The organism is Halorubrum sp. Eb13, assembly GCF_002252895.1.
Lineage (GTDB): Archaea > Halobacteriota > Halobacteria > Halobacteriales > Haloferacaceae > Halorubrum.
In genome coordinates this window covers 69201-95665 of sequence record NZ_NHPE01000140.1, presented here as the reverse complement: position 1 = coordinate 95665, position 26465 = coordinate 69201, and the positions used below count along the sequence as shown (strand labels likewise).

The 26465-nt window shown below is 69.4% G+C and carries 23 protein-coding genes; 9 read left to right on the top strand and 14 right to left on the bottom strand.

The genetic code is table 11. The features are described from left to right. Positions 1 to 149 precede the first annotated feature (149 nt). Complete coding sequence (locus DJ75_RS15995) at positions 150 to 683, bottom strand: Rrf2 family transcriptional regulator (RefSeq protein WP_094525408.1); 534 nt, start codon at positions 681 to 683, stop codon at positions 150 to 152. A gap of 132 nt (positions 684 to 815) precedes the next feature. Then, positions 816 to 1136, bottom strand: coding sequence for a hypothetical protein (locus tag DJ75_RS15990; RefSeq protein WP_094525407.1), 321 nt, complete (start codon positions 1134 to 1136; stop codon positions 816 to 818). Between the two features lie 104 nt (positions 1137 to 1240). Between DJ75_RS15990 and rocF the strand changes: the two genes are divergently transcribed. Further along, the gene (rocF, locus tag DJ75_RS15985; protein ID WP_094525406.1) at positions 1241 to 2146 is read left to right on the top strand and encodes an arginase; all 906 of its coding nucleotides are present in this window, start codon (positions 1241 to 1243) and stop codon (positions 2144 to 2146) included. 17 nt (positions 2147 to 2163) lie between these two features. Here the strand turns inward: rocF and DJ75_RS15980 are convergent, their stop codons facing one another. After that, a complete protein-coding gene (locus tag DJ75_RS15980; RefSeq protein ID WP_092561897.1) occupies positions 2164 to 2460 on the bottom strand; it encodes a hypothetical protein in 297 nt (98 codons plus the stop codon). Positions 2461 to 2629: 169 nt separating this feature from the next. Between DJ75_RS15980 and DJ75_RS15975 the strand changes: the two genes are divergently transcribed. Continuing rightward, positions 2630 to 3421 (top strand): PHP-associated domain-containing protein, encoded by a 792-nt coding sequence (locus DJ75_RS15975; RefSeq protein ID WP_241881348.1) that lies wholly within the window; start codon positions 2630 to 2632, stop codon positions 3419 to 3421. A 39-nt stretch (positions 3422 to 3460) separates the two neighbouring features. On the opposite strand, the gene DJ75_RS15970 is transcribed toward DJ75_RS15975, so the two are convergent. Then, positions 3461 to 3964 (bottom strand): metal-dependent hydrolase, encoded by a 504-nt coding sequence (locus DJ75_RS15970; protein WP_094525404.1) that lies wholly within the window; start codon positions 3962 to 3964, stop codon positions 3461 to 3463. A gap of 149 nt (positions 3965 to 4113) precedes the next feature. Here DJ75_RS15970 and DJ75_RS15965 point away from each other — a divergent pair, with 149 nt between their 5' ends. After that, positions 4114 to 5217 carry a pyridoxal phosphate-dependent aminotransferase gene (locus tag DJ75_RS15965; protein ID WP_094525403.1) on the top strand — a complete coding sequence of 368 codons (1104 nt, stop codon included), beginning with the start codon at positions 4114 to 4116 and terminating at the stop codon, positions 5215 to 5217. Between the two features lie 328 nt (positions 5218 to 5545). On the opposite strand, the gene DJ75_RS15960 is transcribed toward DJ75_RS15965, so the two are convergent. After that, positions 5546 to 6190: an FAD-dependent oxidoreductase gene (locus DJ75_RS15960; RefSeq protein WP_094525402.1), complete on the bottom strand. Its 645-nt coding sequence runs from the start codon at positions 6188 to 6190 to the stop codon at positions 5546 to 5548. A gap of 297 nt (positions 6191 to 6487) precedes the next feature. On the opposite strand from DJ75_RS15960, the gene DJ75_RS15955 reads away from it, so the two are divergent. The 3 genes from DJ75_RS15955 to DJ75_RS15945 all read left to right on the top strand — a co-directional run bounded on the left by DJ75_RS15955 (position 6488) and on the right by DJ75_RS15945 (position 10515). After that, a complete protein-coding gene (locus DJ75_RS15955) occupies positions 6488 to 8245 on the top strand; it encodes a 2-oxoacid:acceptor oxidoreductase subunit alpha (RefSeq protein WP_094525401.1) in 1758 nt (585 codons plus the stop codon). Between the two features lie 3 nt (positions 8246 to 8248). Next, the gene (locus DJ75_RS15950) at positions 8249 to 9112 is read left to right on the top strand and encodes a 2-oxoacid:ferredoxin oxidoreductase subunit beta (protein WP_094525400.1); all 864 of its coding nucleotides are present in this window, start codon (positions 8249 to 8251) and stop codon (positions 9110 to 9112) included. A 167-nt stretch (positions 9113 to 9279) separates the two neighbouring features. After that, positions 9280 to 10515 (top strand): digeranylgeranylglycerophospholipid reductase, encoded by a 1236-nt coding sequence (locus DJ75_RS15945; RefSeq protein WP_094525399.1) that lies wholly within the window; start codon positions 9280 to 9282, stop codon positions 10513 to 10515. A gap of 51 nt (positions 10516 to 10566) precedes the next feature. Here DJ75_RS15945 and citZ read toward each other — a convergent pair whose 3' ends face one another. The 5 genes from citZ to alaS form a co-directional block, all read right to left on the bottom strand. Continuing rightward, complete coding sequence (gene citZ / locus DJ75_RS15940) at positions 10567 to 11718, bottom strand: citrate synthase (RefSeq protein WP_094525398.1); 1152 nt, start codon at positions 11716 to 11718, stop codon at positions 10567 to 10569. Between the two features lie 127 nt (positions 11719 to 11845). After that, the gene (locus tag DJ75_RS15935) at positions 11846 to 13744 is read right to left on the bottom strand and encodes a PINc/VapC family ATPase (RefSeq protein WP_094525397.1); all 1899 of its coding nucleotides are present in this window, start codon (positions 13742 to 13744) and stop codon (positions 11846 to 11848) included. A gap of 99 nt (positions 13745 to 13843) precedes the next feature. Continuing rightward, the gene (locus tag DJ75_RS15930; RefSeq protein WP_094525396.1) at positions 13844 to 14560 is read right to left on the bottom strand and encodes a type 1 glutamine amidotransferase; all 717 of its coding nucleotides are present in this window, start codon (positions 14558 to 14560) and stop codon (positions 13844 to 13846) included. Between the two features lie 94 nt (positions 14561 to 14654). Then, positions 14655 to 15461: an alpha/beta fold hydrolase gene (locus tag DJ75_RS15925; RefSeq protein WP_094525395.1), complete on the bottom strand. Its 807-nt coding sequence runs from the start codon at positions 15459 to 15461 to the stop codon at positions 14655 to 14657. A gap of 18 nt (positions 15462 to 15479) precedes the next feature. Beyond that, the gene (alaS, locus tag DJ75_RS15920) at positions 15480 to 18260 is read right to left on the bottom strand and encodes an alanine--tRNA ligase (RefSeq protein ID WP_094525394.1); all 2781 of its coding nucleotides are present in this window, start codon (positions 18258 to 18260) and stop codon (positions 15480 to 15482) included. Positions 18261 to 18398: 138 nt separating this feature from the next. Here alaS and DJ75_RS15915 point away from each other — a divergent pair, with 138 nt between their 5' ends. The 3 genes from DJ75_RS15915 (at position 18399) to DJ75_RS15905 (ending at position 20917) form a co-directional block, all read left to right on the top strand. Next, a complete protein-coding gene (locus tag DJ75_RS15915; RefSeq protein ID WP_094525393.1) occupies positions 18399 to 20297 on the top strand; it encodes an ATP-binding protein in 1899 nt (632 codons plus the stop codon). Between the two features lie 108 nt (positions 20298 to 20405). Next, positions 20406 to 20684, top strand: coding sequence for a signal recognition particle subunit SRP19 (srp19, locus tag DJ75_RS15910; RefSeq protein ID WP_094525392.1), 279 nt, complete (start codon positions 20406 to 20408; stop codon positions 20682 to 20684). A gap of 2 nt (positions 20685 to 20686) precedes the next feature. After that, positions 20687 to 20917: an H/ACA ribonucleoprotein complex subunit GAR1 gene (locus DJ75_RS15905; protein WP_094525391.1), complete on the top strand. Its 231-nt coding sequence runs from the start codon at positions 20687 to 20689 to the stop codon at positions 20915 to 20917. A gap of 1 nt (position 20918) precedes the next feature. On the opposite strand, the gene DJ75_RS15900 is transcribed toward DJ75_RS15905, so the two are convergent. From DJ75_RS15900 to nuoL, 4 genes are all read right to left on the bottom strand, one after another. Then, complete coding sequence (locus DJ75_RS15900; protein ID WP_094525390.1) at positions 20919 to 21275, bottom strand: hypothetical protein; 357 nt, start codon at positions 21273 to 21275, stop codon at positions 20919 to 20921. 93 nt (positions 21276 to 21368) lie between these two features. Further along, positions 21369 to 22901: an NADH-quinone oxidoreductase subunit N gene (locus DJ75_RS15895; RefSeq protein WP_094525389.1), complete on the bottom strand. Its 1533-nt coding sequence runs from the start codon at positions 22899 to 22901 to the stop codon at positions 21369 to 21371. Beyond that, complete coding sequence (locus tag DJ75_RS15890; protein ID WP_170938272.1) at positions 22894 to 24426, bottom strand: NuoM family protein; 1533 nt, start codon at positions 24424 to 24426, stop codon at positions 22894 to 22896. The genes DJ75_RS15895 and DJ75_RS15890 overlap by 8 nt, the downstream gene beginning before the upstream one ends. Continuing rightward, positions 24423 to 26465 (bottom strand): NADH-quinone oxidoreductase subunit L, encoded by a 2043-nt coding sequence (gene nuoL / locus DJ75_RS15885; protein ID WP_094525388.1) that lies wholly within the window; start codon positions 26463 to 26465, stop codon positions 24423 to 24425. The genes DJ75_RS15890 and nuoL overlap by 4 nt, the downstream gene beginning before the upstream one ends.

The window sequence follows — 26465 nt, the reverse complement described above, 5'->3', positions numbered from 1 at the left end:
GTAGGCTCGGCGGTCACGACACCGGTCGAAGCGGCTTTTCGCGGTCACCGGCTTTCGACTTCGACAGCGGCGGCGCTCTGGCCGTCGGCGGGTCGAGTGTGAGAGCGGAAGAGAGGTGTCGCCGGCGAGACCGTTTATTTCGGCGGTCGTCAGTGCTCGGCGGGCTCGTCGGGGGCGCGCATGTCGTCGATGCGGAGGATGAGGATGTTCGCGGTGTCGTCTTTCCCGTCGACGGTTCCGTCGATGACGAGCTTCGAGAGCGGCGTGGGGCCGACGGTGACTGAGTCGCCCTCGTGGAAGCTCCGGACGGAGCCCTGGACGTGGATCTCGGCGCGGCAGAGCTCGGGGTGGTGAACGCTGGAGAGGTCGATCCCGTCGACGTTGACGCCCGTTACCTCCTCGCCCTCGTGGAAGATCGGGACGTCGGCCGGCTCGTCCATGCGCTGGATGTCGAGCGCCTCGTACGCGTTCGAGGTTGGCTTGTAGCCGCCCTTCGGACCGGGGACGCCCTCGACCAGCTGGAGCGCTTTCAGGCTCTGCATCTGGTTGCGGATCGTGCCGGGGTTGCGGTCGACTTCCTCGGCGATCGCCTCGCCCTTGACGGCGTCTTCCTGTTCCCCGTACAGGTTGATGAGGGCCGTGAGGATGCTTTTCTGACTCGACGTGAGCTCGATCGATGACATGGTCGCGAATAGATTGCGGCACCGCTTAAATGCGATGGAAGCCCATTATAAACGATCGTGCGAGATCCGCCGATCCGCGCCGTCGACGGCTACGATCCGCGCCGTCGACGGCTACGATCCGTACGTCGACGGCTACGACCCGTACCGTCTGCGCAGCCGGACGTACGCGAGCGGGCTCGAGAGCGCGACGACGACGCCGACCCCGATCAGGGCCAGTCCGAGGTCGCTCACGAACAGGGCGAACCCGGCGCCGACGAGGCCGATCACCGCCCCGGTGAAGGCCACGGCGATCATGCCGCCGATCGGTTCGATGTCGCTGCCGCTGACGTCGGCGGGGTCGAACTCGGGAGGTGGCTCGTCGGCGGCGTCGCTTCCGGCGTCGTCCTCGTCGGCGGCGGCGGAACTGCCGTCGCCCTCGTCGACAGCGCCGGAACCGCCGTCGGTGCCGCTCATACCCGACGATCGGGACGCGGCGACAAAACCGTGTGCGATCGCGTCCGGCGGTCGGTCCGGCTGGACCCCCGCCATTCAAGCGCCGGGACGCCGCGTCCACTGGTATGACCACCGTCAGGATCATCGGCGCGCCGACCGACTACGGGGCGAACCGACGCGGCGTGGACATGGGACCGTCGGCCATCCGGTACGGCGGGCTCGCCGACCAACTCGCGAGCGCGGGCGTCGAGACCGTCGACGCCGGCGACCTCGCGGTCCCGCGCGCGGAGGAGCGCGACCCGGACGCGGACGCCCCGAGCGGGGGGAAAGCGAAGTTCCTCGGGGAGACGGCCGACGTCTGCCGGCGCCTCGCGGACGAAGTGGGCGGAACGCTCGCCGACGGCGCCGTCCCGCTCGCGCTCGGCGGCGACCACTCGATCGCCATCGGGTCGCTCGCGGGGTCCGCGCGCGACGCCGACATCGGGGCCGTGTGGTTCGACGCTCACGCCGATCTCAACACGCCCTCGACGACCCCCTCGGGCAACGTCCACGGGATGCCGCTCGCGGCCGCGCTCGGCTTCGACGAGTTCGCGGGGTCGGAGTGGGCGAACGCGCCCGGGCTCACCCCGGAGAACGTCGCGCTCGTCGGGCTCCGCTCCGTCGACGAGTCGGAGGTCGAGGTCATCCGCGAGCACGGCTTCGCGGCGTACACGATGTCCGACATCGACGAGCGCGGGATCACCGACGTCACCGAGGAGGCGATGGCGACCGCGGGCGACGGCGTCGACGGCGTCCACGTCAGCCTCGACCTCGACTGGCTCGATCCCAACGAGGCGCCCGGGGTCGGGACGCCGGTCCGCGGCGGGGTGACCTACCGTGAGGCCCACAGCGCGATGGAGATCGTCGACGAGGCCGGCAGCCTCCGGTCGATGGAGCTCGTCGAGGTGAACCCGACGCTGGACCAGCACAACGAGACGGCCGAGCTCGCGACGGAGCTGGCGGCGAGCGCGTTCGGGAAGCGGGTGTTGTAAGGAGTGACCCGCGGCGGTCAGACCCCGCGGTCCAGCTCGTCGACGACGCGCTGGAGGTCGGCCTCGCGCTCGATCTCCCGTTTGATCTCCTCGCGGCGACGGACGGCCGCGGAGTCGGCGTCGTAGGCGCGGACGAACTCGGCGCGGGTGTGCTCGTCGAACGCGTGTCGGATCGCGAAGTAGCCGTCCGGGACGATCGTGCCGCACACCTTGCACTCGTGGCGCTGGTGGCCGTCGGTCTGGTGGACGATGGCCGACTCAACGTCGTCGAAGGCGGCGTCACAGCCGTCGATTCCGCACGTCCAGCGGGGCATGTGTTCCCGTCGCTCCCGCGGGGGATTAACCGTTTCCCCCGGCGGCGACGGGTCGTCGGCGCCGCCCGGGAGCGTCGGCGTCGGACGCGCTCGCTGTACCCCGCGCCGGAACCGGATCCGCTCGCCGTCGAACGATACCCCTTTGCTCGGGGACGCATATCGTGCATTCGTGACCCGATCGAGAACGCGCGTCGACGCCCACGTGAAGGTGCTCGACGACGACGTCGTGGCCCTCGCGAAGGAGCGGGGGATCGACGCGCTCGTGTACGCGCCACACTTCACCCGGCTCCGGACGGTCCAAGAGCGCGCGGGTCGGTACGCCGACGACGACCTGACGATCGTCCCGGCTCGCGAGGTGTTCACCGGCGACTGGGGGAACCGCCGGCACCTCCTCGTCCTCGGGCTGGAGGAGCCGGTTCCCGACTACATCACCTTCGAGGCGGCCATGGCCGAGTTCGAGCGACAGGACGCCGTCGTGCTCGTCCCCCACCCCGGCTTCGCCACCATCTCGCTGACTCGCCCGGAGATCGCGGCGCACGCCGAGCGGCTCGCAGCGGTGGAGACGTACAACACCAAGCTCCTCCCGCACCAGAACGGCCGGACGCGACGGATCGCGGAGGTGACCGATCAGCCCGGGTTCGGCTCCTCGTACGCGCACCTCCCCGGCACCGTCGGCGAGGCGTGGACCGAATTCGAGGGCGACTTCGACGACGCCGACGCGGTCGTCGACGCCTTCCGACAAGAGCGTCCCCGGACAGTGGTCCACCGCGGCGGGGTCCGCCACCAGCTCCGCGGGCTCCTCGAGTTCGCGCACCTCGGCTACGAGAACACCTGGGAGAAGCTCGACCGGCTGTTCCTCTCCGGCGACGAGCCGACCCTGCCGACGAACGTCGTGTACGAGGGTCGGTTCAACGACGTGAGCGTCTACTCCGGGACGCTCTCGGACTACCGACCGAAGTGACGCGGCCGCCGTTCCGCGATCGCAGAGAAGTGAGACGCCTCAGACGCCGAGCCCCGCCGCCGCCTCCGAGGCGGCCGCCGAGAGATCGAGGTCGAGCGTCACGACGTAGGTATGGAGCGCCCAGAACGCCGCCAACTCCAGCGCCGTGATGACGACGGTGACGAGGTCGGCGTACTTGCTGCTCGTCGTCACGCCGGAGGGGAGGCCGTACTCCGTGTCCGACAGCGGGTGGAACAGCGCGATCCCCCGGCGGCTCCCGACGACGTCGAGGAGGTAGTGGGTCAACACGCCGATCCAGACGTACTGGAGGTTCCCGAAGACGATCGGGTACGCGACGAAGACGGCGAGCACCGGGAGGCTGTGGAGGGTCTTCCGGTGGCGACCGAACGCGGTGTCGACGTCGGGGAACAGCGCCCCCAGCACGATCGGCACGGTGATCTGGGCGGTGGTCCGCGCCGTGGCCATGTCGAGCCCGGGCTCGATGACGAAGCCGAGCCCGAGCGCGAGCAGCAAGGCGTTGAGGACGTGGCCGCGTTTGTTCATACCACCGGGTGGCTGGGGCCGTAAGTGAAACCTCCGGATTCGGGCGACCGGCGGAGGGCGGTCCAGCCGGTCGCGCGAGCGCGCCGTCCGTTTGACTCGGGCGCGCCGCCGGTCGAAAGAGCCACGGCGGACGCCGCCCAGCGGTCGGTATGGAGTACGAGGAGCCGAAGTTCTTCCACGTGATGCAGTACGCGGCCGCGGCCGACCGCGACGTCATCGACATGGTGAGCGGCAACCCCGACTGGGAGCCGCCCGCCGCGCTGCGGGAGGCGCTCCGCGAGTACGCCGACCTCCCCCCGGACGCCTTCCAGTACCCGCCGAGCGAGGGCCTGCTGGAGCTCCGGGAGGCGATCGCCGAGCGGCGGAGCGTCGACGTCGACCGCGTCGTCGTCACGAACGGGACCGGCGAGGCGAACTATCTCGCGATGGCGCGCGCGTTCGATCGGGACGCCGGCGACGAGGCCGTCCTCCTCGATCCGGTCTACCCGTATTACCCCGGGAAGGTGGACATGCTCGGCGGCGAGGCGGCGCTCGTCCCGACCGAGCGCGACGGCGGCCTCGACGTCGCGGCGATCCGCGAGGCCGCGAGCGCGGACACCGCGCTGATCGTTTTGAACACGCCGAACAACCCCACGGGAGCCGTGTACGACCTCGACGCGGTTCGCGAGGTCGTCGAGATCGCGCACGCGGTAGACGCCCTCGTCCTCGTCGACGAGGTGTACGACCACTTCGACCAGACCGGCCGCTTCGAGTCGGCGCTGACGCTGGACTCCGACCGCGTGATCGTCACCAGCGGCTTCTCGAAGTCGATGGCGATCACGGGCTTCAGAGTGGGGTACGGGATACTCCCGGCGGGCCACGTCGGCGACGCGAAGACGCGGCACATGCTCGTGAACGTCGCGGGCCCCCGGCCGTCGCAGTGCGCGGTCCACCACGCGCTCGCGGAGACGCCGCCCGAGTACTACGCGGAGGCCCGCGAGCTGCTGGCGGACCGGGCGGACGCGTTCACCGACGCGCTCGACGCGGCCGGCGCGGAGTACAGCCGCCCCGAGGGCGCCTTCTACGTGCTGGCGCGCTTCGAGGGCTTCCCCGGGACGATGGCGAACGTGAAGCGGTTAGTCGACGAGGCCGGCGTCGCCGGGATGCCCGGCGAGGCGTTCGGCAGCGCGCGCGACGAGTGGATCCGGTTCGCCCTCGTCACCCCCCGCGCCGTGGAGGCCGCGGAGCGGCTGGCGGACTACTTCGGAGACTGATCCGCGGCGGATCGCGGTCGGCGCGTGCCTGCGAGGCCGCCTGGCGGCCGAGCAGCACGCGCGAGGGAGTCAGTCGCCCGGAGCGACGCGGAGGGCGACTGACGAGGCTGGGGAGGTTGAGGTGTGGGACGGTGCGGACGGGTGGGATTCAAAGGGGCAGGCGCGAGGCGGGCGGAGGCGACGCAAGCACCGTAAGGAGTGAGCGCAGCGAACGACTGAGGAGCGCAGCGAGCGTGCGCCCGCCTCGCGCCTGGGGCTTTGGCGGTGTTCTCCGTCGATCCCCGACCAGCGATTCAGTAACGTTCAACCGAAACGTACCGAACCGCGTCTAGCCGAAGTTCTCGACCTTCGCGGCGTCCGCGTCGCCGCCGGCGGCGTCGATTGCGGCCTCGGCGTCGGCCACCAAATCGGCGAAGCCGTACACGAAGACGGTCTCGCCGTCGACGCCCGTCAGCGCCTCGGCGACCGCGTCGTCGAGTTCCTCGTCGGCGTCGAGGAGGTGGATCGCGGCGCCGCGCTCCTTCAGCCGGTCCAAGCGGTCCGCGTGCGACACGCCGTCGTCGCGGTAGACGACCGCGGCCTCCGCGCCGTCGTCGAGCGCGCGCTCCGCGATGGCGACCGCCGGGCCGACGCCCGGGCCGCCCGCGATCACGACCGCTCGCGGCTCGCCGTCGTAGTGCTGGTCGCCGAACGGGCCCGAGAGCGTCATCTCCGTGCCCGCCTCCGCGTCGGCGAGGAACGCGGAGAACTCGCCGCCCTCCTCGGGATCGATGCCGACCGTGACCTCGAAGCTGTCCCCGACCGTGGGCGACGAGAGGGTGTAGAAGCGGGCGACCGACTCGCCGTCGATCTCGGTGCCGAGCCTGACGAACTGACCGGGTTCGGCGGCGAACCCGTCCGGCGCGTCGAACCGGAGGGCGTACGTGTCGCGGCCGACCGCCTCGACCGCGCTGACCGTCGCTGTCGTGTCCATACGACGGATCCGGTCGGCGGACACAAACGTGTTCCCGTCCGCGTCGGTGTTGCCCGCGTCTGAGACGACCGGCCGGTGACGGGCGCTCGGGATTCGACGAACGTCGAAAACCGACTGCGACGCAGAGGGTCGATCGTGAGGAAAAATGGAAAACGATCGTCCACCTGAGACGGTTTTAGATAGGAATTTTTTGTTGTATATCCATATATACGATTAAATATGGACGAATGTTTGAAAAGCCGCTGGTAGCTCCTTCCAGAAGTCTTTTGATGAGTCCGGCGAAAACTGCGACATAGCATGGCTGCGGACTTCAACTGGGCCGTCGGCGGGGAGGCCGGCGACGGCATCGACTCGACCGGGAAGATCTTCGCGCAAGCGCTCTCCCGGGCGGGTCGACACGTGTTCACGTCGAAGGACTTCGCCTCGCGGATCCGTGGCGGTTACACCGCCTATAAGGTGCGAACCTCCGTCGACAAGGTACAGAGCGTCGTTGACCGGCTCGACGTGCTCATCGCGTTGACCCCCCGGACCATCGAGGAGAACCTCGACGAGCTCCACGAGGGGTCGGTGATCATCTACGACGGCGAGCGGACCACGATGCAGGACGTCGAGATCCCCGGGGAGATGACCGGGATCGACGTCCCGCTCAAGCGGCTCGCCGAGGAGGCCGGCGGGGCGATCATGCGGAACGTCGTCGCGCTCGGCGCGGCCTGCGAGGTCGCCGAGTTCCCCATCGAGAACCTCGACTCCGCCCTGGAGAAGCGATTCGCGGACAAGGGCCAGAAGCTCGTCGACAACAACAAGGAGGCCGCCCGCGCGGGGCGGTCGTACGTCGGCGAGGAGTACGACCACGAGTTCGACTACGACTTAGAGACCACCGACGAGGACTACGTCCTCCTCAACGGCGACGAGGCCATCGGCATGGGCGCCATCGCCGCCGGCTGCCGCTTCTACGCCGGCTACCCGATCACGCCCGCGACCGACGTGATGACGTACCTCACCGGCCGGATCGAGCGCTACGGCGGCCACGTCGTGCAGGCCGAAGACGAGCTCTCCGCGATCAACATGGCGCTCGGCGCGGCCCGCGGGGGCGCGCGGTCGATGACCGCGACCTCCGGGCCCGGGATCGACCTGATGACGGAGACGTTCGGGCTCATCGCCACCTCGGAGACGCCGCTCGTCATCTGTAACGTGATGCGCTCCGGCCCCTCGACCGGGATGCCGACGAAACAGGAGCAGGGCGACTTGAACCAGATGCTGTACGGCGGCCACGGCGAGGTGCCGCGGTTCGTGCTCGCGCCGACGACCATCGACGAGTGCTTCTGGAAGACGGTCGAGGCGTTCAACCTCGCCGAGAAGTACCAGCTCCCCGTCTACCTCACCGCCGACCTCTCGATGGCGGTCACCGAGCAGACGTTCTCCCCGGACACGTTCGACATGGACGCGGTCGAGGTCGACCGCGGCTTCGTCGTCGACGAGGCCGACATCGACGACCACATGAGCGACTCCGGCGGCTTCCAGCCCCACGAGATCACCGACGACGGGGTGTCGCCGCGGGCGTTCCCCGGCACCGCCGACGGCGCGCACATGTCCACCGGGCTCGAACACGACGAGCAGGGCCGCCGGACCGAGGACACCGAGATGCGCGTCGCACAGGTCGACAAGCGCAACCAGAAAGTCGAGACGGCCCGCGAGCGCGAGGACTGGAGCCCGCGCGAGTTCGGCGACCCGGACGCCGACACGCTCGTGATCACGTGGGGGTCGAACGAGGGCGCGCTCGCCGAGGCGGTCGAGATGCTCGACGACGAGGGGCTCGACGTGCGGGTGCTCTCGGTGCCGTACGTCTTCCCGCGGCCGGACCTCACCGACGACGTCGAGGCCGCGGAGAACGTCGTCGTCGTCGAGTGCAACGAACAGGGGCAGTTCGCGGACCTGGTCGAGCACGACGTACTCGCGCGCGTCGACCGCGTGAACAAGTACAACGGCGTGCGATTCAAGGCCGACGAACTCGCAGCGGAGATCAAAGCGACCCTCGCGGAGGGGGCGGAGGCGTAACCAATGAGCTCAGACATTCGATTCACCGATTTCAAGTCCGACAAGCAGCCGACGTGGTGCCCGGGATGCGGCGACTTCGGCACCATGAACGGGATGATGAAGGCCCTCGCGGAGACGGGCAACGACCCCGACAACACCTTCGTCGTCGCCGGCATCGGCTGTTCCGGCAAGATCGGCACGTACATGCACAGCTACGCGCTCCACGGCGTTCACGGACGCGCGCTTCCGGTCGGGACCGGCGTCAAGATGGCCCGCCCCGACATCGAAGTGATGGTCGCCGGCGGCGACGGCGACGGCTACTCCATCGGCGCGGGCCACTTCGTCCACGCCGTCCGGCGCAACGTCGACATGACGTACGTCGTGATGGACAACCGCATCTACGGGCTGACGAAGGGGCAGGCGTCGCCCACCTCGCGCGAGGACTTCGAGACGTCAACGACCCCCGACGGGCCGAAGCAGCCCCCGGTCAACCCGCACGCGCTGGCGCTGGCGTCGGGCGCGACGTTCATCGCGCAGTCGTTCTCCTCCGACGCGCTCCGCCACCAGGAGATCATCCAGAAGGCGGTCGAGCACGACGGGTTCGGCTTCGTCAACGTCTACTCGCCGTGCGTCACTTTCAACGACGTCGACACGTACGACTACTTCCGCGACTCGCTGGTCGACCTGAAGGAGACGGACCACGACCCGACCGACCGCGGCGACGCGAAAGACGTCATCCTCGACTCCGAGAAGGAACACCAGGGCGTCATCTACCAGAACGAAGAGTCGGTGCCGTACCACGAGCAGCACGGCGTCGACGAGGACATGTCGGTCATCCCGGACGGCGCGCCCGAGGGCGCGACCGACCTCGTCCGCGAGTTCTACTGACGCCGCCGTCCGTCTTCGCGACCGATTTTTTTGACGACCGGCGACCGCCGAAGCGCCCGACATTCCGACCTCGGCCGAGAGCCAAATTCCGGCGACGGAGCCGGCTCACGCCCTGTTCGTGACCGGTTTCAGCAAGCCTAATTACGTGGGTCCGAATTACATTGTATATGGTTGATCGCTACGACGTCGTTATCGCGGGCGCCGGACCAGCGGGGGCGCAGTGCGCCCGCGACCTGGCGACACGCGACTACGACGTCGTCGTTCTCGAAACGGAGCCGGAGGCCGAGTTCCCCCGCCAGAGCAACAAGTCGACCGCGGGGACCTTCCCGTCGATGATGTCGGCCTTCGGGATCCCCGACGACGTCGTGATGTCGTACACCGACGACGTGGTCCTGGAGTCGCCGAACAGCTACTACGAGAGCTACCAGCCCGGCGCGGTCTTGGAGTTCGCCGACTTCAAGCGCTTCCTCGTCGAGGACGGCCGCGAGAACGGCGCGGAGTACCGGTTCGACTCGCGCGTCTCCCGCCCGATCCTCGACGACGACGGGGTCGTCGAGGGCGTTCGGTACGACGGCGACGAGGAGGTGTACGCCGAGGTGGTGGTCGATGCCACCGGCCCGGCCGCGCCGATCGCGAGCGCGCTCGACGTGGTCGACCTCGAACGGGAGAACCAGGCGATCGGCATCGAGTACGAGATGGAGGGCGTCGAGATGAACCACCCCGAGTACGCCGACCTGCGGCGGGCGATGATGCTCCGGCTCGACCACGACATCGCCCCCGGCGGCTACTCGTGGATCTTCGCGACCGGTGAGGACACCGCGAAGGTCGGCATCTGTTACATCCAGAACGACCGCCACCGCGAGTTCGCCGAAGAGGGGAAAACCGTCGACGGCTACCTCAACGACTGGATCGAGCGCGATCCCCGGTTCGCGGACGCCGAACAGATCGACGACACGATCCACCGCGGCTCCGCGCACATCCAGATGCCCGACGAGATGCACACCGACCGGTTCCTCGCGATCGGCGACACCGTGCCCACCATCGACCCGCTGTGGGGCGAGGGGATCCACAAGGGGATGAAGTCGGCCCGCGCCGCGGCCGCCACCATCGACCGGTGTCTCACCGACTCGGAGCGGCGCCTCGACGCCGAGAGCCTCGCCGTCTACGAGCGGCTCTGGCACCGGGACGTGGCCCCGCGGATGCGCGCCCGGCTGATGCTCACCCGACTGCTGTACCTCGCGCCGAACGAGCGGTACGACCGGTTCATGGAGGACCTCCGCCGGACCGACGACAACACGCTTGAACAGGCGAATCAGGGGAACAAGGCCGCGATGGCGAAGCTGCTCCACCTCGACGACCTCCCGTTGTTGACGAAGTTCGCCCGGGAGCGGTGGGGCGCGTAGGTCGCTCGGTTTAGAGGTCGGCCGCGTCGCGAGAGACCGCTGCCGCTCCGTCTACCGCTCGTCGATCGGAACGATCTCGGCGCTCTCGGGGCCGGTGTACCGGGCGCGCGGACGGATGAGGCGGTTGTCGGCCTGGTACTCGACCATGTGGGCGATCCAACCGCCGGCGCGGCTCATCGCGAAGATGGGCGTGTACATGTCGACCGGGATACCGAGCGAGTCGTAGACGGAGCCGGAGTAGAAGTCGACGTTCGGCGCGATACCTTTGTCTAACAGTCCTTCGTCGGTGAGGTACTCCTCGATCGCGGTGGTGTAGTCGAGCCACTTCGTGTCGCCTGACGACTCGGAGAGGTCCCGCAGCTTCTCCTGGAGGATCTTCGCCCGCGGGTCCTTCACTTTGTACACGCGGTGGCCGAAGCCGGGGATGCGCCGGCCGTTCTCGCGGGCGTCTTTCACCCACGCGACCGGGTCCTTCGCGGAGTCGTCGATCTCGTAGAGCACTTCCATCACGTCTTGGTTCGCGCCGCCGTGGAGCGAGCCGGAGAGCGCGCCGATCCCCCCGGTGACGCCGGAGTAGACGTCGGCCAGCGTCGATCCGATCACCATCGCCGTGAACGTCGAAGCGTTGAGCCCGTGGTCGGCGTGGAGCGTGAGGGCCATGTCGAACGTCTCCTCGCTGACGGCGTCGGGCTCTGTGCCGGTGAGCATGTAGAGGAAGTTCCCGGCGTACGAGAGGTCCGGGTTCGGGGCGAGCGGCGCCTCGCCCTGACGCGCGCGTTCGAAGGCCGCGAGGACGGTGGGGACCTTCGCCGTGATCCGACGGCCCTGCCGGCGGGCCGTCTCCGTGACATCGTCGTCGTCCGTGTCCGCGTCGGGGTCGTACGCCGACAGCATGGAGGTCGCCGTCCGGAGGGCGGCCATCGGCCGCTCGCCGGCGTCGGCGAGGGTCCGGACCGTCTCGAGGACGTCGTCGTCGACGGCCCGCTCCGCGGCCAGGTTCGCGGCGAACGCGTCGAGCTCCTCGCGCGTCGGCAGCGAACCGTGCCAGAGGAGGTACAGCACCTCCTCGTAGCTCGCGCCGCGAGCGAGGTCCTCGATGTCGTACCCACGGTACACGAGCTTGCCGACCTCGCCGTCGACGTGGCTCAGCTCCGACTCCGCGACGAGGACGCCTTCGAGCCCGCGCTTTAACTCGTCTGACATGCAGTGACGTTCCGACCACCGCCAAAAAAGCGTTATCTTTCAGGAGGGATGAAGTTCGACGATCGACGAATATCGGGGAGTCGAACGACGCCGATATCGGCGGGCGAGACGCGGCGTATCGGCCGCGTCAGCGAGCCGGAACGACCGTCACGGTTCGCTTGCGGTCGATCGCGTCCTCCAACTCCTCGGCGATGGCCGAGCCGCGGGACACCTGCACCTCGCCGCCGCGCCCCACGGTGGCGGTGAACAGGTACTCGCCGTCCGCGCGCACCTCCACCGTCTCGCCGACGCCGTCGTCGACGTCGATGACGACGTGCCGGGACGTGATCTCCGGCTGGACGACGGTGCCGCGCTCCTCGCCGACCTGTCCGCCTCGGCCATCTCCCCCTCCGGCCGCGCCGCGGCTGCCGGCACCGGTGCCGCGCGAATCCTCCGGCTTCTCGTCGTGGGTGCGGACGTCGATCTCGATGCCGAGCCGGTTTTCGATGTCGCTGATGCGGCCGCCCCCCTTGCCGATGACGGTGCCGATGTCGCCCTCGGAGACGTACACGACCGCCTCGTCGTTCCCCCTGAGCTCGACGTCGACGTGGCCGTGCGCGACCGAGCGGATCTCGCGTTCGATCTCCTGTTTGGCGATGCGACCGACGCCGGTCTCGCTCTCGCCTTCGCCGTCCTCGTCGTTCAGCGGGACCGTGACGACCTGTCGGTTGAACGTGTAGATCTCGTACTCCGGACGGCCGGTCTCGAAGTTCGACACCTGGATGACCGGGCGGGCGAGGTCCTCGGCGGTGAGTCCGGCGGGCACCTTCACCTCGGTCGTCACGTCGTAGACCGTGTGGACCTCGCCGGCCTCGATGTACACCACGGTGTCGACGATCTGGGGGATCATCCCCAGCTCGACGCGGCCGACGAGCCGCTGGAGCGCGTCGATGGCGCGGGAGGCGTGGACGACGCCGACCATCCCGACGCCTGCCATCCGCATGTCGGAGAACACCTCGAAGTCGTTCGTCTTCCGCACCTCGTCGTAGATGGTGTAGTCGGGGCGGACTAAGAGGAGCGAGTCGGCCGTGTTCTCCATCTCGCCGCCGAGGGCGCCGTACTGGGTGATCTCCGGGCCGACCTGGAGGTCGCGCGGCTTCTCCATCGTCTTCACGGCGTAGTCGCTGTCGTTGAGGAACTCCGCGACCGCCTGCGCGAACGTCGACTTCCCGGCGCCGGGCGACCCGGAGATCAGGACGCCGCGCTTCCGCTCTTTGAACCGCTCGCGGAGCTCGTCGGCGAACTCGTAGTCGTCGAGCGTCGTCTTCGCGATCGGGCGGACCGCCGTGACCTCGATCCCGTCCGCGAACGGCGGTCGCGCGACCGCGATCCGGTAGTTCCTGAACTGGACGATGTCCATGCCGTCGTCGGAGAGCTCGATGAACCCCTCGTTGGACTGGCGGGCCAAGTCGACGATGGCGGTCGCCCACTCGTCCATCTGCGCCTCGCTCGTCGGCTCCTCGTCGATGATCTCGTACCGCATCTCGCCGAGGGCACCGCGCTTCGCCTTCGGCTTCGTCCCCGTCTTGAGGTGGACCGACATCGTCTCGTCGGTGAAGAACTCCTGAATCGGAAGCTCGTCGACGACGCCGCGGGCGACCGGCTCGACGTACTCGACGTCGATCCCCTTCGCGCGGGCGACCTCCGCCTGGACGATGTCGCTCGAGAGAAGCGTCGCGTCGTGGTCGGCCGCGATGTCGCGGATCAGGGCGTCGACGTCGCCCTCGTGGGCGTGCGATCGGGCGTCCCCGTCGGCGCGCTCGCCGACGTACCGGAGCTCGATCGTCCCCTCGTCGGCGAGGTCGGCGAGGCGCTTGAGCTCGCTCAGGCCGTCCCACCCCGACTCCAGCCCGTCGTTCGCCTGCGACTCCAGCTCTCCGACGACGGCCTCGGGGACGAGGACCGTCGCCCCCTCGTAGGTTCCGTCCGCGACGCGTTCGGACACGCGGCCGTCGACGACCGCACTGGTGTCCGGTACTACGTTCATACCGTGGTTCCGGGCGGGAGCGGTATAAGCGTGTTCGACCCGCGCGGCGTCCCGCTTTGCAGGGCCGAACCAGCGCCGCGGCCGCCGGGGCGCGACCGCTCAGTCGTCGGCCGCCGCCCGCGACTCGCGCTCCGATCGCAGCCGCCGGGCGTACTCGGTGAAGTTGTCGAACAGGCCCTTCACCTCGCAGGCGGCCTCGTGCGCCGACGGGGTGATGCCGTCGAGAACGGCGTCGACCCGGGCGTCGCCGAGCCGCTCGCGTTTCCCCTCGGTGACCTCGCGGGCGGTGTCGACGTCGTACTCCGGGTGGAACTGCACGCCCCAGCAGTGGCCGTCGCGGAAGGCGTGGACGCCGTGGTCGTTCTCGGCGAGCAGCGTCGCGCTCGGCGGGAGGTCGATCACCGCGTCGCCGTGGGTGGTGAACGCCGTGAACTCCTCGTCGATCCCGTCGAACAGCTCGTCGTCGCCGCGCCGACGCACGGCGTTGTACCCGATCTCGAAGCCGTCCATCCCCGCCACGCGCCCGCCGAGCGCCTCCGCGAGCACCTGGTGACCGTAACAGACGCCGAGCACCGGGACGCCGGCCTCCGCGGCGTCCGCGACGTAGTCCACGAGCGCGGGGATCCACGCCTCGTCCCAGTAGACCGACGACCGCGAGCCGGTGACCACCACGCCGTCGAAGTCGGTGTGGTCGGGAAGGTGTCCGTCGACCGCGTCGAACTCGACGAGGTCGGCGTCGAGCTCCCGTCGGAAGTTCCGCCGGGTGTCGGCGCCGTCGTGGGCCGCGTTCAGCAGGGCGAACCGAAGCCGTGTCATTGCCCGCACCGAGGCGGGACGGACGCAAAACGGTTGCGGCGGCGGGAAGCGCTACCGGCGTCCGGGAGGGGTCGATCCGAGGGGACCGAACGGGTCACCCGGAGAGCGGGTCGGCGCCGTGCTCCGCGAGCCACCCGGCCAGCGCGTCGTTGACCGCGGCCGACGCCTCGACGCCGACGAAGTGCCGCGCGCCCTCGACCACGTGGAGCTCGCCGCGGGGGAGCCCCTCCGCGAGCGTCTTCGCCGCCGACACCGGACAGACGGCGTCGTCGGTCCCGTGGACGACGAGCGTCGGCGTCGTGACCTCGTAGAGCCGGTCGGCGACGTCGAACGATTCGACGGCCGCGCGGTGCGCCTCGAACGTCTCGCGGTCGGCGTCCTCGGCGAGCCGCCACTCGGCGATCCGCGGGAGCGCGTCGGGGTGCGCCTCGCGGAAGTCGACGGAGAGCAGGCCGTGGAGGGATCCCTCCACCGCCGCCGGGTCGGTGGGATCGGCCCACACGCCGTCGGGATTGTAAGCGTCGCCCGCGGGCGGCGTGCCGACGACCGTCAGGCTCGCCGGGCGCGAGGAGGCGAGCGCGGCCGTGAGCGCGACCATCCCGCCGAGGCCGTATCCGACGAGGTGGGCGTTCCGGATCCCCTCCGCGGCGCATACCGCGTCGACGTCGGCGGCGAGGCCTTCGACCGCGTACGGGCCGGGCGGCGCGTCGGACCGGCCGACCCCGCGCGTCTCGGGCGTTATCACCGTGTGCGGCCCCGCCAGCGCGGCGTGCTGCCAGCCGAACTGCCAGGCGCCGAGCCCGACGTCGCCGCAGAACACGACCGCCTCGTCGGGATCGCCCGCGTCCGGCGCGTCGACCTCGTAGCGGACCGAGACGCCGCCGTTGTTCGCGTGTGGCATGGTGAACTCGCGGGTGGGTTAGGCCTCTTGGAGGCTCCGAAGCACGTCCGGCGCCGCCGCGAGCGCGTCGTCGAGGGCGTCGACGTCGGGGCCCCCGCCCTGCGCGAAGTCCGGGGGTCCGCCGCCGCCGCCGCCCACGCGGCCGGCGAGGTCGGCGACGACCTGTCCGGCGTTGACGTCGACGCCGTCGGGGACGCCGACGACGAAGCTCGCGGAGCCGTCCGCCCCGCTCCCGACGACCGCGACCTTCCCGTCGTCGACGTGCGCGTTCGCGGTCGCGCGCAGTTCGTCGGCGTCGCCGTCGAGCCGCTGGATCACGGCCGCGGCACCGCCCACGTCGACCTCCTCGGCGTCGGCGCCGCCGGAGGCCCGCGCGGCGGCGAGCTCCTCTTTCAGCGACTCGATCTCCTTGCCGCGCGCCTTCCACTCCTCGAAGAACCGCTCGGCCGTCTCGGGGATGTCGAGCGGGTCGACGTCGAGCACGCTCGCGGCGTCGTACAGCGCGTCCTCCGTGCGCTGGGTCGCCTCGATCGCCGCGCCGCCCGCGGCGAATACGATCCGCTCGACGCCGTCCTGGACGGGTTCCGTCTTCAGCACTTTGACGGCGCCGATCTCGCCCGTCCGGTCGACGTGAGTGCCCGCGCACGCCTGCACGTCGGCGTCGCCGACGTGGATCAGCCGGACGTTCGTTCCCGGCGGGACACCCCCCTGATAGAGGTCGAAGCCGTGTTCGGCCTCGGCCTCGTTGCGGTCGGGCCACTCCTGGCGCACGGGCACGTCGTCGCGGACGAGCTCGTTGGCGACGCGCTCGATCCGCTTGACGTCCTCGCGGGTGATCCGCTCGTAGTGGCGGACGTCGAGCCGCGAGGAGTCGATCCCCTTCTGCGCGCCGGCCTGCCGGACGTGTTCGCCGAGCACCTCGCGGGCGGCGTGGCCGATCAGGTGCGTCGCCGTGTGGTGCGCGCGGAGTCGGTCGCGGCGGTCGCCGTCTACCTGGCCCTTGACGAACTCCCCCTTGCCGGGGTCGGCGTCGGTTCGATGGAGCACGACGCCACCTTCCTCCTGCACGTCGACGACGTCGACCGTCGTCTCGCCGGCGGTGAGCTGCCCGCGATCGGCGGGCTGGCCGCCGCCCTCGGGGTAGAACATCGTCTGGTCCAAGACGACGTCGTAGCCGTCCTCGCGCTCGAAGACGTCGAGGACGACGGCCTCGAACTCGGTTCGGCCCTGGTCGTCGTAGAACAGCTTCTCCGTCTCCGGGAGGTCGCCGAGCCGCTCGTCGGCCGCGTCTTCCGCCTCGTCGGCGTCCGCCTCCTCGTGGCGGTCGGCGACGAGCCCGTAGAAGTCGTCCGGCACGTCGACCGTCGCGCCCCGCTCGGCCGCGATGTCGGCGACCATGTCCGGCTGGATCCCGTGGGAGTCGTACAGCTCGAGGAGCGTCTCGGTCGGGATCGGTTCGCCGGTGCCGGCGTACTCGTCGGCGAGCGACTCCACCTTGCGGGAGCCGCGTTCGAGCGTCTCGCGGTACTTCCGCTCCTCGGTGCGGACGATCTCGCGGATCGTGTCGCGGTTCTCGTAGCCGAGGCGCTCGGCCTGCATGTCGACGAGCTCGTCGAGCGGGGCGTCGACGTCGACCTCGTCGACGAGCCGCTTCGTCCGCCGGAGCACCATCCGGGCGAGGTAGCCCGTGCCGACGTTCGAGGGGACGATCCCGTCGCCGAACATGTACGCGAGCGTCCGCGAGTGGTCGGCGATCGCGTAGATGGATTCGAGGGGCTCGACGAGCTCGCGGAGCCGGTCGACGTCGACGTCGAGCCGGTCGGCGATCTCGCCGCGCGCGTCTTCCACGTCGTCGACGTCGTCGATGTCGAGCCGACCGGAGAGCTTCGCGGCGCGGTGGACGAGCGCCTGCTCTTCCTCCGTGTGCTCGATCCCCGCGTTCTCCTTCAGGAAGTCGATCGCGTCGGGGTAGACGGCCTCGTACACGGTCGCCGTCCCCTGGCTCATCCACGTCCACCGCTCGAGCCCGTACCCGGTGTCGACGATGTACGTGTCCATGAACGAGTACGTGTTCCCGTCCTTCATTTCGTAGTCGCCGTCCGGGTCCCGCTCCATGCACATGAAGACGAGCGTCGCCAGCTCGGCGCCCTTGTAGATGACCTCGATCGCCGGCCCGGCGTTGCCGCCGCCGACCCACGGGTCCTCGATATAGGTGATCTCGTCCAGATCGGCGCCGAGGCTCTCGAACAGCTCGTCGCAGTACGCGACCGTCTCGTCCTTCCAGTACACCTCGCCGTGGTAGGCGTACTCGCCCTCGTCGACCTCCTCGCGCGTGTTGAACGCGTGGTGGGCCATCATCTCGAACGCCATCGTGTGCCGGCCGGTCTTGCCGACGTTGTCGATGTCCTGCATCCGGATGCACGGCTGCGAGATGGTGAGGGGGTTCGCCGGCGGCGGGGTCTGCCCCGAGGTGACGAGCGGCTGGAAGTCGTAGATCGACGCCTGCGTCAGGAGGACGTCGTCGCGCCAGCGGTTCGCTGCGACCGGGTACGGGTCGATCCGCTCGTGGCCGTGTTCCTCGAAGAAGGAGAGGAACGCCTCCCGCATCTCGGACAGCGACCGCGGCTCCGGGAAGCCGGGGTCGTCGATGAAGCTGTAGTCCTCGCAGGGCGGCTCCCCGCAGAGTTCGCGGTCGCCGTCTCGGGTCCAGAAGTGCGCGCCGCAGGAGGTGCACTCCTTCCGGACGAACCCTTCCTCCTCGAAGTAGTCGAGACGGTACTCCGCTTCGAGATCGCTCATTACAGGAACGTGACCCGTGTTCGTGCAAAAGGGTTCCGGGGTGGGTCGCGCCGGGTCGGCGGCCCGCGAGTCGGGGCGTCTCGAGCTCCCCCGACGAAGGGAATACTTATCATCGCGTCGACCCGTTTCCGGATCACAGTGAACGCCGCGCCGAGCGAAAGACCGGTGGTACTGGTCCTCGCTACCGATGCTCACATCTCAGCCGATCTCCCCGACGACGCGACAGCGCGATCCGCAGAGCCGAACGAGGTCGACGAGGAGAGCCTGCGCGACGTCGACCTCGCGGTCGTCAGCGACGCCGCCGGGCTCGCTCGCGTCCGCGACGGCCGCGAGTCCCTCCCGGTCGTCGCCCTCGTGGACGACCCGGCCGGTGACGTGGCGACGGCCCCGACCGTCGACGCCGTGTCGACGACGACCGCCGACGTGGCGGCGACCGTCCGGTGGCTCCTCGCGCGCGACGGGTCAGTCCGGTCCGATCCGTCCCGACCGCCCTCACGGGTCGAGCGACTCAACGCCGGGGCGACGCGACTCGCGTCGGTCCGGTCCGTGGAGGAAACGCACCGGGCCGCGATCGCCGTCGCGGACGAGGTGTTCCCGCCGCACCACTGCCTCGTCGGCGTGCGCGACGGGAAGTGGATCGAGCCGATCGCGGCCTCGGCCGAGGTTCCGATCGAGGACTGCAACCGCGTCCGAGTCGGGAGCGGGGCCGCCGGGACCGTCGCGGTGACCGGCGAACCGGTCGTGGAACCGAATCCGAACGCCGAGAGCCCGTACGACACGGTTCTCACCCTTCCCGTCGGCGACGACACGGTCTTCCAACTGGTGACGGACGACCCGGACGGGTTCAGCGAGGCCGATCGACGCCTCGCCGGACTGCTCGCTTCTCACGTCGAGGAGACCCTCGATCGGATCCGGGCCGACGAGGCGCTCCGGAGCGAGCGCGACCGCCTGCTCGCGCTGTTCTCGAACGTCCCGGACCCCGCGGTCGCGTACGATTACGTCGACGGCGAACCGGTCGTCCACCGGGTCAACGACGCCTTCGAGGAGACGTTCGGCTACGACGCGGAGGCAGTCGGGGGCGAGTCCCTCGACGACTACATCGTCCCGGTTGAGGACGGCGCGGTCGAGGAGGCAATCGACCTCAACGAGCGGCTCCAACGCGGCGAGAACGTCCGGCGAGAGGTGACCCGGAAGACGGCGGACGGACTCCGCCACTTCATCCTGCACGTCATCCCGATCCGGCTCGACGCGGAGAACGCCTCCGGGTACGCGATTTACACGGACGTCACGGACCGGCGCGAGCGCGAGGCCACCCTCCGGGAGCAGAACGAGCGGCTCGACGAGTTCGCGAGCATCGTCTCGCACGACCTCCGGAACCCGCTCGGCGTCGCGCAGGGGTACGTCGAGCTCGCGAGCGACACCGGCGACACGGCTCACCTCCCCAAGGCGGGCGAGGCGCTGGAGCGGATGGGCGAGCTCGTCGACGACCTGCTCTCGCTGGCCAGACAGGGCCGGTCGGTCGGCGAGACGGAGCGCGCCTCGATCGCGGCGCTCGCGAGAGACGCCTGGGCGAGCGTCGACACCGGCGGGGCCGAGCTGGTCGTGGAAGGGGACGTGACCCTCGACGCTGACCCCGCCAGAACGCGCGAGCTCTTCGAGAACGTGTTCCGGAACAGCGTCGAGCACGGCCCGACTGACGGCCGGGCGGAGCCCGGCGAGAGCGTCGAACTCGGGTCCGCCGGCGGCCGACCGACCACCGTCGACGACGGGTGCGCTGCGGAGGGCCTCACCGTCCGCGTGGGCGAGGCCTCGCCCCGATCGGACGGCGACGGAGGGACCGGGTTCTTCGTCGAGGACGACGGCTGCGGACTCCCCGAGGAGACGGAGCGCGTGTTCGACACCGGCTTCACGACGGACGAGGACGGGACCGGCCTCGGGCTCGCGATCAGCGAACGTATCGCCGAGGCTCACGGGTGGGAGGCGCGCGCGGTGACCGGCGAGTCCGGCGGCGCAAGATTCGAGTTCAGAACGTCGTAACCGGGTGCCACGACGCCGGTGCGGGACCGCGGCCGCGACGCGGGTCGCCCGGCGTCTGCGGCCGCGCGGGTCCGAAACGACCTTAGGCCGCGCGCTCGCCTCTCCGGTATGGTCGAGAACGTCGTCTATCCCGCGTACTTCGACGCCGAGCGGTCGCGCTCGGAGGGCCGCCGCGTGCCGGCGGACCTCGCGATCTCCGAGCCCACCGTCGACGAGATCGCTAAGGCGGTCCAGCAAGTCGGCTACGACGCTGTGATCGAGCGCGACAAGACGTACTCCCGCGAGTTCGAGCCGCGGGGCGCGGTCGTCGTGCGCGGCACCGAAGACACCGCGAAGAACGACCTCGTGCAGGCGGTCGCCGCCTACCTCGGGGTCATCCGCGAGTGACGATGCGGCGAGTCGGTACCGTGGTCCGCACCGCCGGGGGGCTCGCGATCGCCCGCGGCGACCGCGGCGAGGAGCCGCCGCGGATCGGCTCGGCCGTCGTCGACGAGTCGCTCTCGACGGTCGGCCGCGTCGTCGACGTTTTCGGCCCAGTCGACCGGCCGTACGTGGCCGTCACCCCGAACGACGGCGACGGCCTCGCGTCGCTCGTCGGCGGGAAGCTGTACGCGCGCTGACTCAATCTCCGGCCGCTGCCTCCCCGTCCTCGGCTAGAGCCTCCCCGTCTCCGGCCGCTGCCTCGTCCTCGCCGACCGTCGCTTCCCCCTCCACGACGTCGAAGTCGGCCAGCGTCTTCGTCGAGCGGACGAGCCGCTCCGAGACGATCAACTTCTCCGTGCGGTCCAGCCGCGCCCAGTCGAGCTCCGCGGGCGGCGACTCCTCGAACGCGCGGAACTGCTGAAACACCGCGTCGTTAACAAACCGCTCGAACGAGCCGCAGTTCGGACACGTCACCGAGAGGTGCGACGTGTCGAACTCCCGGCTCACGGTGTGATCCAGACAGTTCAGACAGCGGTACGTCCGATTCCTACTCATACCGGATATTAACACTGGACGCGGGAATACCTGCGGTTACCGGACGGCTGATCGATCGGAAAAAACGAAAAGCGGGCGCGAACCGCGACGCCGCTAGAACAGCGCCGACGCGGCGGCCTCGGCGGTCTCGATGACCGGGCCGAAGCCGGGTAACAGCAGCACCGTCGCGACTGCCGCGAAGACGACCGCGGCGTACAGCGCCGTCGGCCGCACGTCGATCGTGTCCAGCGCGGTCGGCGACGCGGGATCGTCGATGAACAGCGCCTTCACGACCCGGCTGTAGTAGTACAGCGAGATCACGCTGTTGACGGCGCCGATCGCCGCTAGCCACAGGAAGCCGTTGTCGATGGCTCCCATGAACAGGAAGTACTTCGAGAAGAACCCGGCGAACGGCGGGAGCCCGGCCAGCGAGAACATGAACACGGCCATCGCCGTCGAGGCGACGGGCGCGCGTTTGGCCAGCCCGGCGTAGTCCTCGAAGGTCCGGCCGACGCCCCACCGCTCCGCCATCGCGACGAAGAGGAACGCGCCGGTGTTCATGAAGCCGTAGACGAGCAGGTGCGCCATCGCCGCGCCCATCACGGCGCCGTTACCGCTCCCGTCCGCGGAGAGCGCCGCGACGCCGATGAGCGCGTAGCCGGCGTGGCCGATCGAGGAGTACGCGAGCATCCGCTTGACCTCCTCTTGGACGGCCGCCGCGAAGTTCCCCAGCGTCATCGTCACAGCCGCCAGGATCCCGAAGGCGAGCACCCAGTTGATGTCGGCCGCCAGCGACGCGCCGACCGGGAACGCCTCGGTGAACACGCGGAACGCGACCACGAAGCCGGCCGCCTTCGACGCCGACGAGAGGAACGCGCTCACGGGTGCGGGCGCGCCCTCGTACGCTTCCGGCGCCCAGAAGTGGAACGGGACGGAAGCGGTCTTGAACGCGACGCCGCCGAGGATCATCACGATCCCGAGGCCGGCGATCCCGCTTCGGCTGCCGATCCCGTCGGCGTCGGAGGCGATATCGCCGAGGACGCCGGCGACCTCGCCGAGCATCAGCGACCCCGTCGCCGCGTACACCAGCGAGATGCCGAACAGGAAGATCGCCGAGGAGAGCGCTCCGACGAGGAAGTACTTCAGCCCCGCCTCGACGCTCCCGCGGTTCTGCTTCAGGAACGCGACGAGCACGTACGACGGCAGCGACACCATCTCCAAGGCGACGAACACGACCGCGAGCGAGTTCGCGACCGCGAGTAGCGACATGCCCGTCGCCGCGAACAGCGTCAGCGAGTAGAACGTCGCCGGGTTCGGGTGGTCGTGGAAGTAGTCGTGGGCCGCGACAACGACGAGCGACGTCACGGACGCGAAGATGGCCGTGAAGAACAGCCCAAGCGTGTCCACCTTGACCGCGTCGGCGAACAGCAGGATCGCGCCGCCGGTGTCGCCGCTCCCGGTCCCGGAGGCGACGAACCAGACCGTCGCGGCCAGCGATGCCAGCGCGCCGAGCGCGCTCACGACCGCCATCGAAGTGTTCGACCGCGTGTCGGGACGGAGCGTGTCGACGAGCAGCAGCGCGAGTCCGGTGAACCCGAGCAGCAGCACCGGCAGCAACGCCGTCACCTGCGGGAGCGAGTTAACCATCGATGCTCACCCCCTCGACCACGGGAACGGCGGCGTCACGGATCATCTCGAAGAAGATGTCGGGAGCGACGCCCAGCACGATGATCGCCACCAGCAGGACCGCAAGCGGGGCGACGTCGTGGAACGGCGCGGGACCGACCTCGTAGTCGGTTGAGAGCTCGAACGGCCCGAATAGCGTGCTCTGCATCGCCGACAACAGGTAGCCGGCGACGATGACGATGCCGAACATCGCGAGCGCCGTGAACAGCGGCGCGTACGGGAGCGCCGGCGCGGAGAACGACCCCACGAAGATGAAGAACTCACCGGCGAAGCCGGCCATCAGAGGCAGTCCCATGTAGCCGAACGCGCCGGCGACGAGGATGCCGACCGTGACCGGCATCCGGTCGGCCATCCCCGCCATGTCGCCGACCATCCGCGTGTGGGTCGCGTTGTAGACGACGCCGACCGCCATGAACATCAGCCCCGAGATGAGGCCGTGCGCGACCATCTGGAACGTCGCGCCGCCGACGCCGTACTCGGTGAACACGACAAGCCCGAGGATGACGTACCCCATCGACGAGACGGAGGAGTAGGCGACGATGCGCTTGAGGTCCTTCTGCGCGAGCGCCAGCATCGCACCGTAGATGACGCTGATGACGGCGATCGCGGCGATCGGGACCGCGAGCGCGGACGCCTGCTCCGGGAGCATCGTGAAGTTGAACCGGAGCAGCGCGTACGTCCCCATCTTCAGGAGGACGCCCGCCAGGAGCACCGACACAGGGGTCGGCGCCTCGACGTGGGCGTCCGGCAGCCACGTGTGTACCGGAACGATCGGGACCTTCACCGCGAAGCCGGCGAACATCGCGAGGAACGCGACCATCGCGATCCGGTCCGGCGAGATGCCGAACCAGGTTCCGAGTCCGCCGTCGGCGATCGCGCCGGTGATCTCCGGGAGCGCGAACGAGGTCACGGAGTCGCCGAGCGCGAACGTCAGCGACATGAACCCGATGAACATCAGCAGCGACGCCGCGTTCGTGTAGACGAAGAACTTGATCGCGGCGTACTTCCGGCGCGGGCCGCCCCAGACGCCGATGAGGAAGTACATCGGGACGAGGACGGCCTCCCAGAAGACGAACCAGAGGAAGAAGTCCAGCGCCGTGAAGACGCCGAGGAGGTTCGCCTCCATGAACAGCATGAGCCCGTAGAACTGGCTCTGGCGCGAGTCGATCGGCGTCCACGCGCTGACTATCGCCAGCGGGACGAGGAACGTCGTCAACACGACGAGCGGGAGGCTGATGCCGTCCAGCCCGACGAACCACGAGACCGAGCGGCCGCCGACTTCGAGCCACTCGATCTGGGTCTGGTAGGCGATGTCGCCGCCCGTGAGAGCGTTTCCGGAGCCGTTGAACCCGGACCAGAGGTACAGCGATCCCGCGAACGGGATCAGGCTCAGCGCGAACGCGAGCCGGCCCGCCCACTCGTTCGGCGAGAGGAGGACGACGAGCGCGCTCACGAAGACGACCGCGATGAGCGCTTCGAGTATCACAGGAACCACCCCCCGGTGACGCCGAGCACGAGAATCAGCGCGACCAGCCCCAGCGTGAGCAGCGCGGCGTACTGCGAGACGACGCCGTTCTGCACCTGCCGGATCCGGTCACCGCCGATGAGACTCACCGAGGAGACGCCGTTGACGACGCCGTCGACGATACCTTGGTCGAAGGTGTCGGCGCCGCCGGCGACGTCCTCGGTGCGATACGCGAGCCATACCTGCAGTTCGTCGAGGTAGTAGTTGTTGTACAGCACGTCTTTGATCCCGCCGAGTTTCGCCGTGTGCTCCGTCGGCGACGGAACGTTGTAGAGCCGCCACGCAACCAGCAGACCGGTCAGCGCCAGTCCGAGCGAGACGGCCGCACCGACGAGCACCGTGGCGACCTCGCCGCCGACGATGTACTCGCTACTGTACGGTCCGATGTCGCCGTAGTGGTGCGAGGAGAGCCCCTCAATTCCGCCCCAGTCGTTGTCGAGCCAGCGGTGGAGCAGGTCGATCCCCTCCAGTCCGAGGACCTTCTGGACCGGCACCATGTTAATGAGGCCGGTGACGACCGCGAGCGAGCCGAGGACCGTCAGCGGCCCCTTCACGTTCCATCGGACGGGTTCGGGGTCGCGCGCGGTGTCGGTGCGGGGCTCGCCGTGGAAGGTCAGGAAGACCATCCGGAACGTGTAGAAGGCGGTGACGGGGACCGCGAGCAGCCCCATCAGGTAGCCGCCGAACAGCAGCGGCTCGCCCGGCGCGTGGACGAGCGCCTCGTAGAGGATCTCGTCTTTCGACCAGAAGCCGGCGAACGGGAAGATGCCCGCGAGCGCCAGCGACCCGGCCAGGAAGGTGTAGTAGGTGACGGGCATCTTGTCCTTCAGCCCGCCCATGTCCCACATGTCTTCGTTGTGGTGCATCGCGATGATCACCGCGCCCGCGCCGAGGAACAGCAGGGCCTTGAAGAACGCGTGGGTGGTCAGGTGGAAGACCGCGGCCACGTAGCCGCCCGCGCCGAGCGCGAGCATCATGTAGCCGTACTGCGAGATGGTGGAGTACGCGAGGACCTGCTTCAGCTCGTCTTTGACGACGCCCATCGTCGCCGCGAACAGCGCGGTGAAGCCGCCGATGAAGGCGATCACCGCGAGCGTCGTCGGCGTCAGCGCGTAGAAGCCGTACATCCGCGCGACGAGGTAGACGCCGGCCGCGACCATCGTCGCGGCGTGGATCAGCGCGGAGACGGGCGTCGGGCCCTCCATCGCGTCGGGGAGCCACGTGTGCAGCGGGAACTGCGCCGACTTCCCGACGACGCCGCCCAGGACGAGCAGGCCGACGGCGGTGAGCCACGTCTGCAGGTCGAGTCCGCCGGGGGTCCACGCGACCGAGCCCTCGCCGGCGAGCGCCGCCTCGGCGAGGTGCGGGAACGACTCCGGCCCGGCGAACTGCGCCGTACCGAACGTTCCGATCACGGCGACGACGCCGACGAGGAAGAAGTAGTCCCCGAAGCGGGTGACGAGGAACGCCTTCTTCGCCGCCGACGGCGGGCCGGGCTGCCGGAAGTGGAACCCGATGAGCAGGTACGAGCAGAGCCCGACCAGCTCGAAGAACATGAACGCCATCAGCAGGTTATCGGCGACGACGAAGCCGAGCATCGACGCCGTGAACAGGCCGAGACCGGCGTAGTATCGGGGGAGCCCCGTCTCGCCCTCGTCGTTCATGTACCCGAGCGAGAACACGTGCACGAGCAGCGCGACGAGCGTCACGATGACGAGCATGAGCGCCGACAGCGGGTCGACGAGGATGCCGAAGGAAAGCTCGACGTCCGTCGGGCCGATCCCGCCGGCGCTCGCCCACGTGTAGATGGTCCGGTTCGCCGCCTCGCCCCCCGCGACCGTCGCGAGCACCCACAGCGAGAGCAGGAACGAGCCCGCCGTCGCCGCGATGCCGCCGAACGCGCCCCCCTTGGGGAGGTATTTGCCGGCACCGAGCGCGATCAGGAACGAGAAGAACGGGAGGAGTACGATCGCCGGAACGTATGAGAACACGTCTATCAT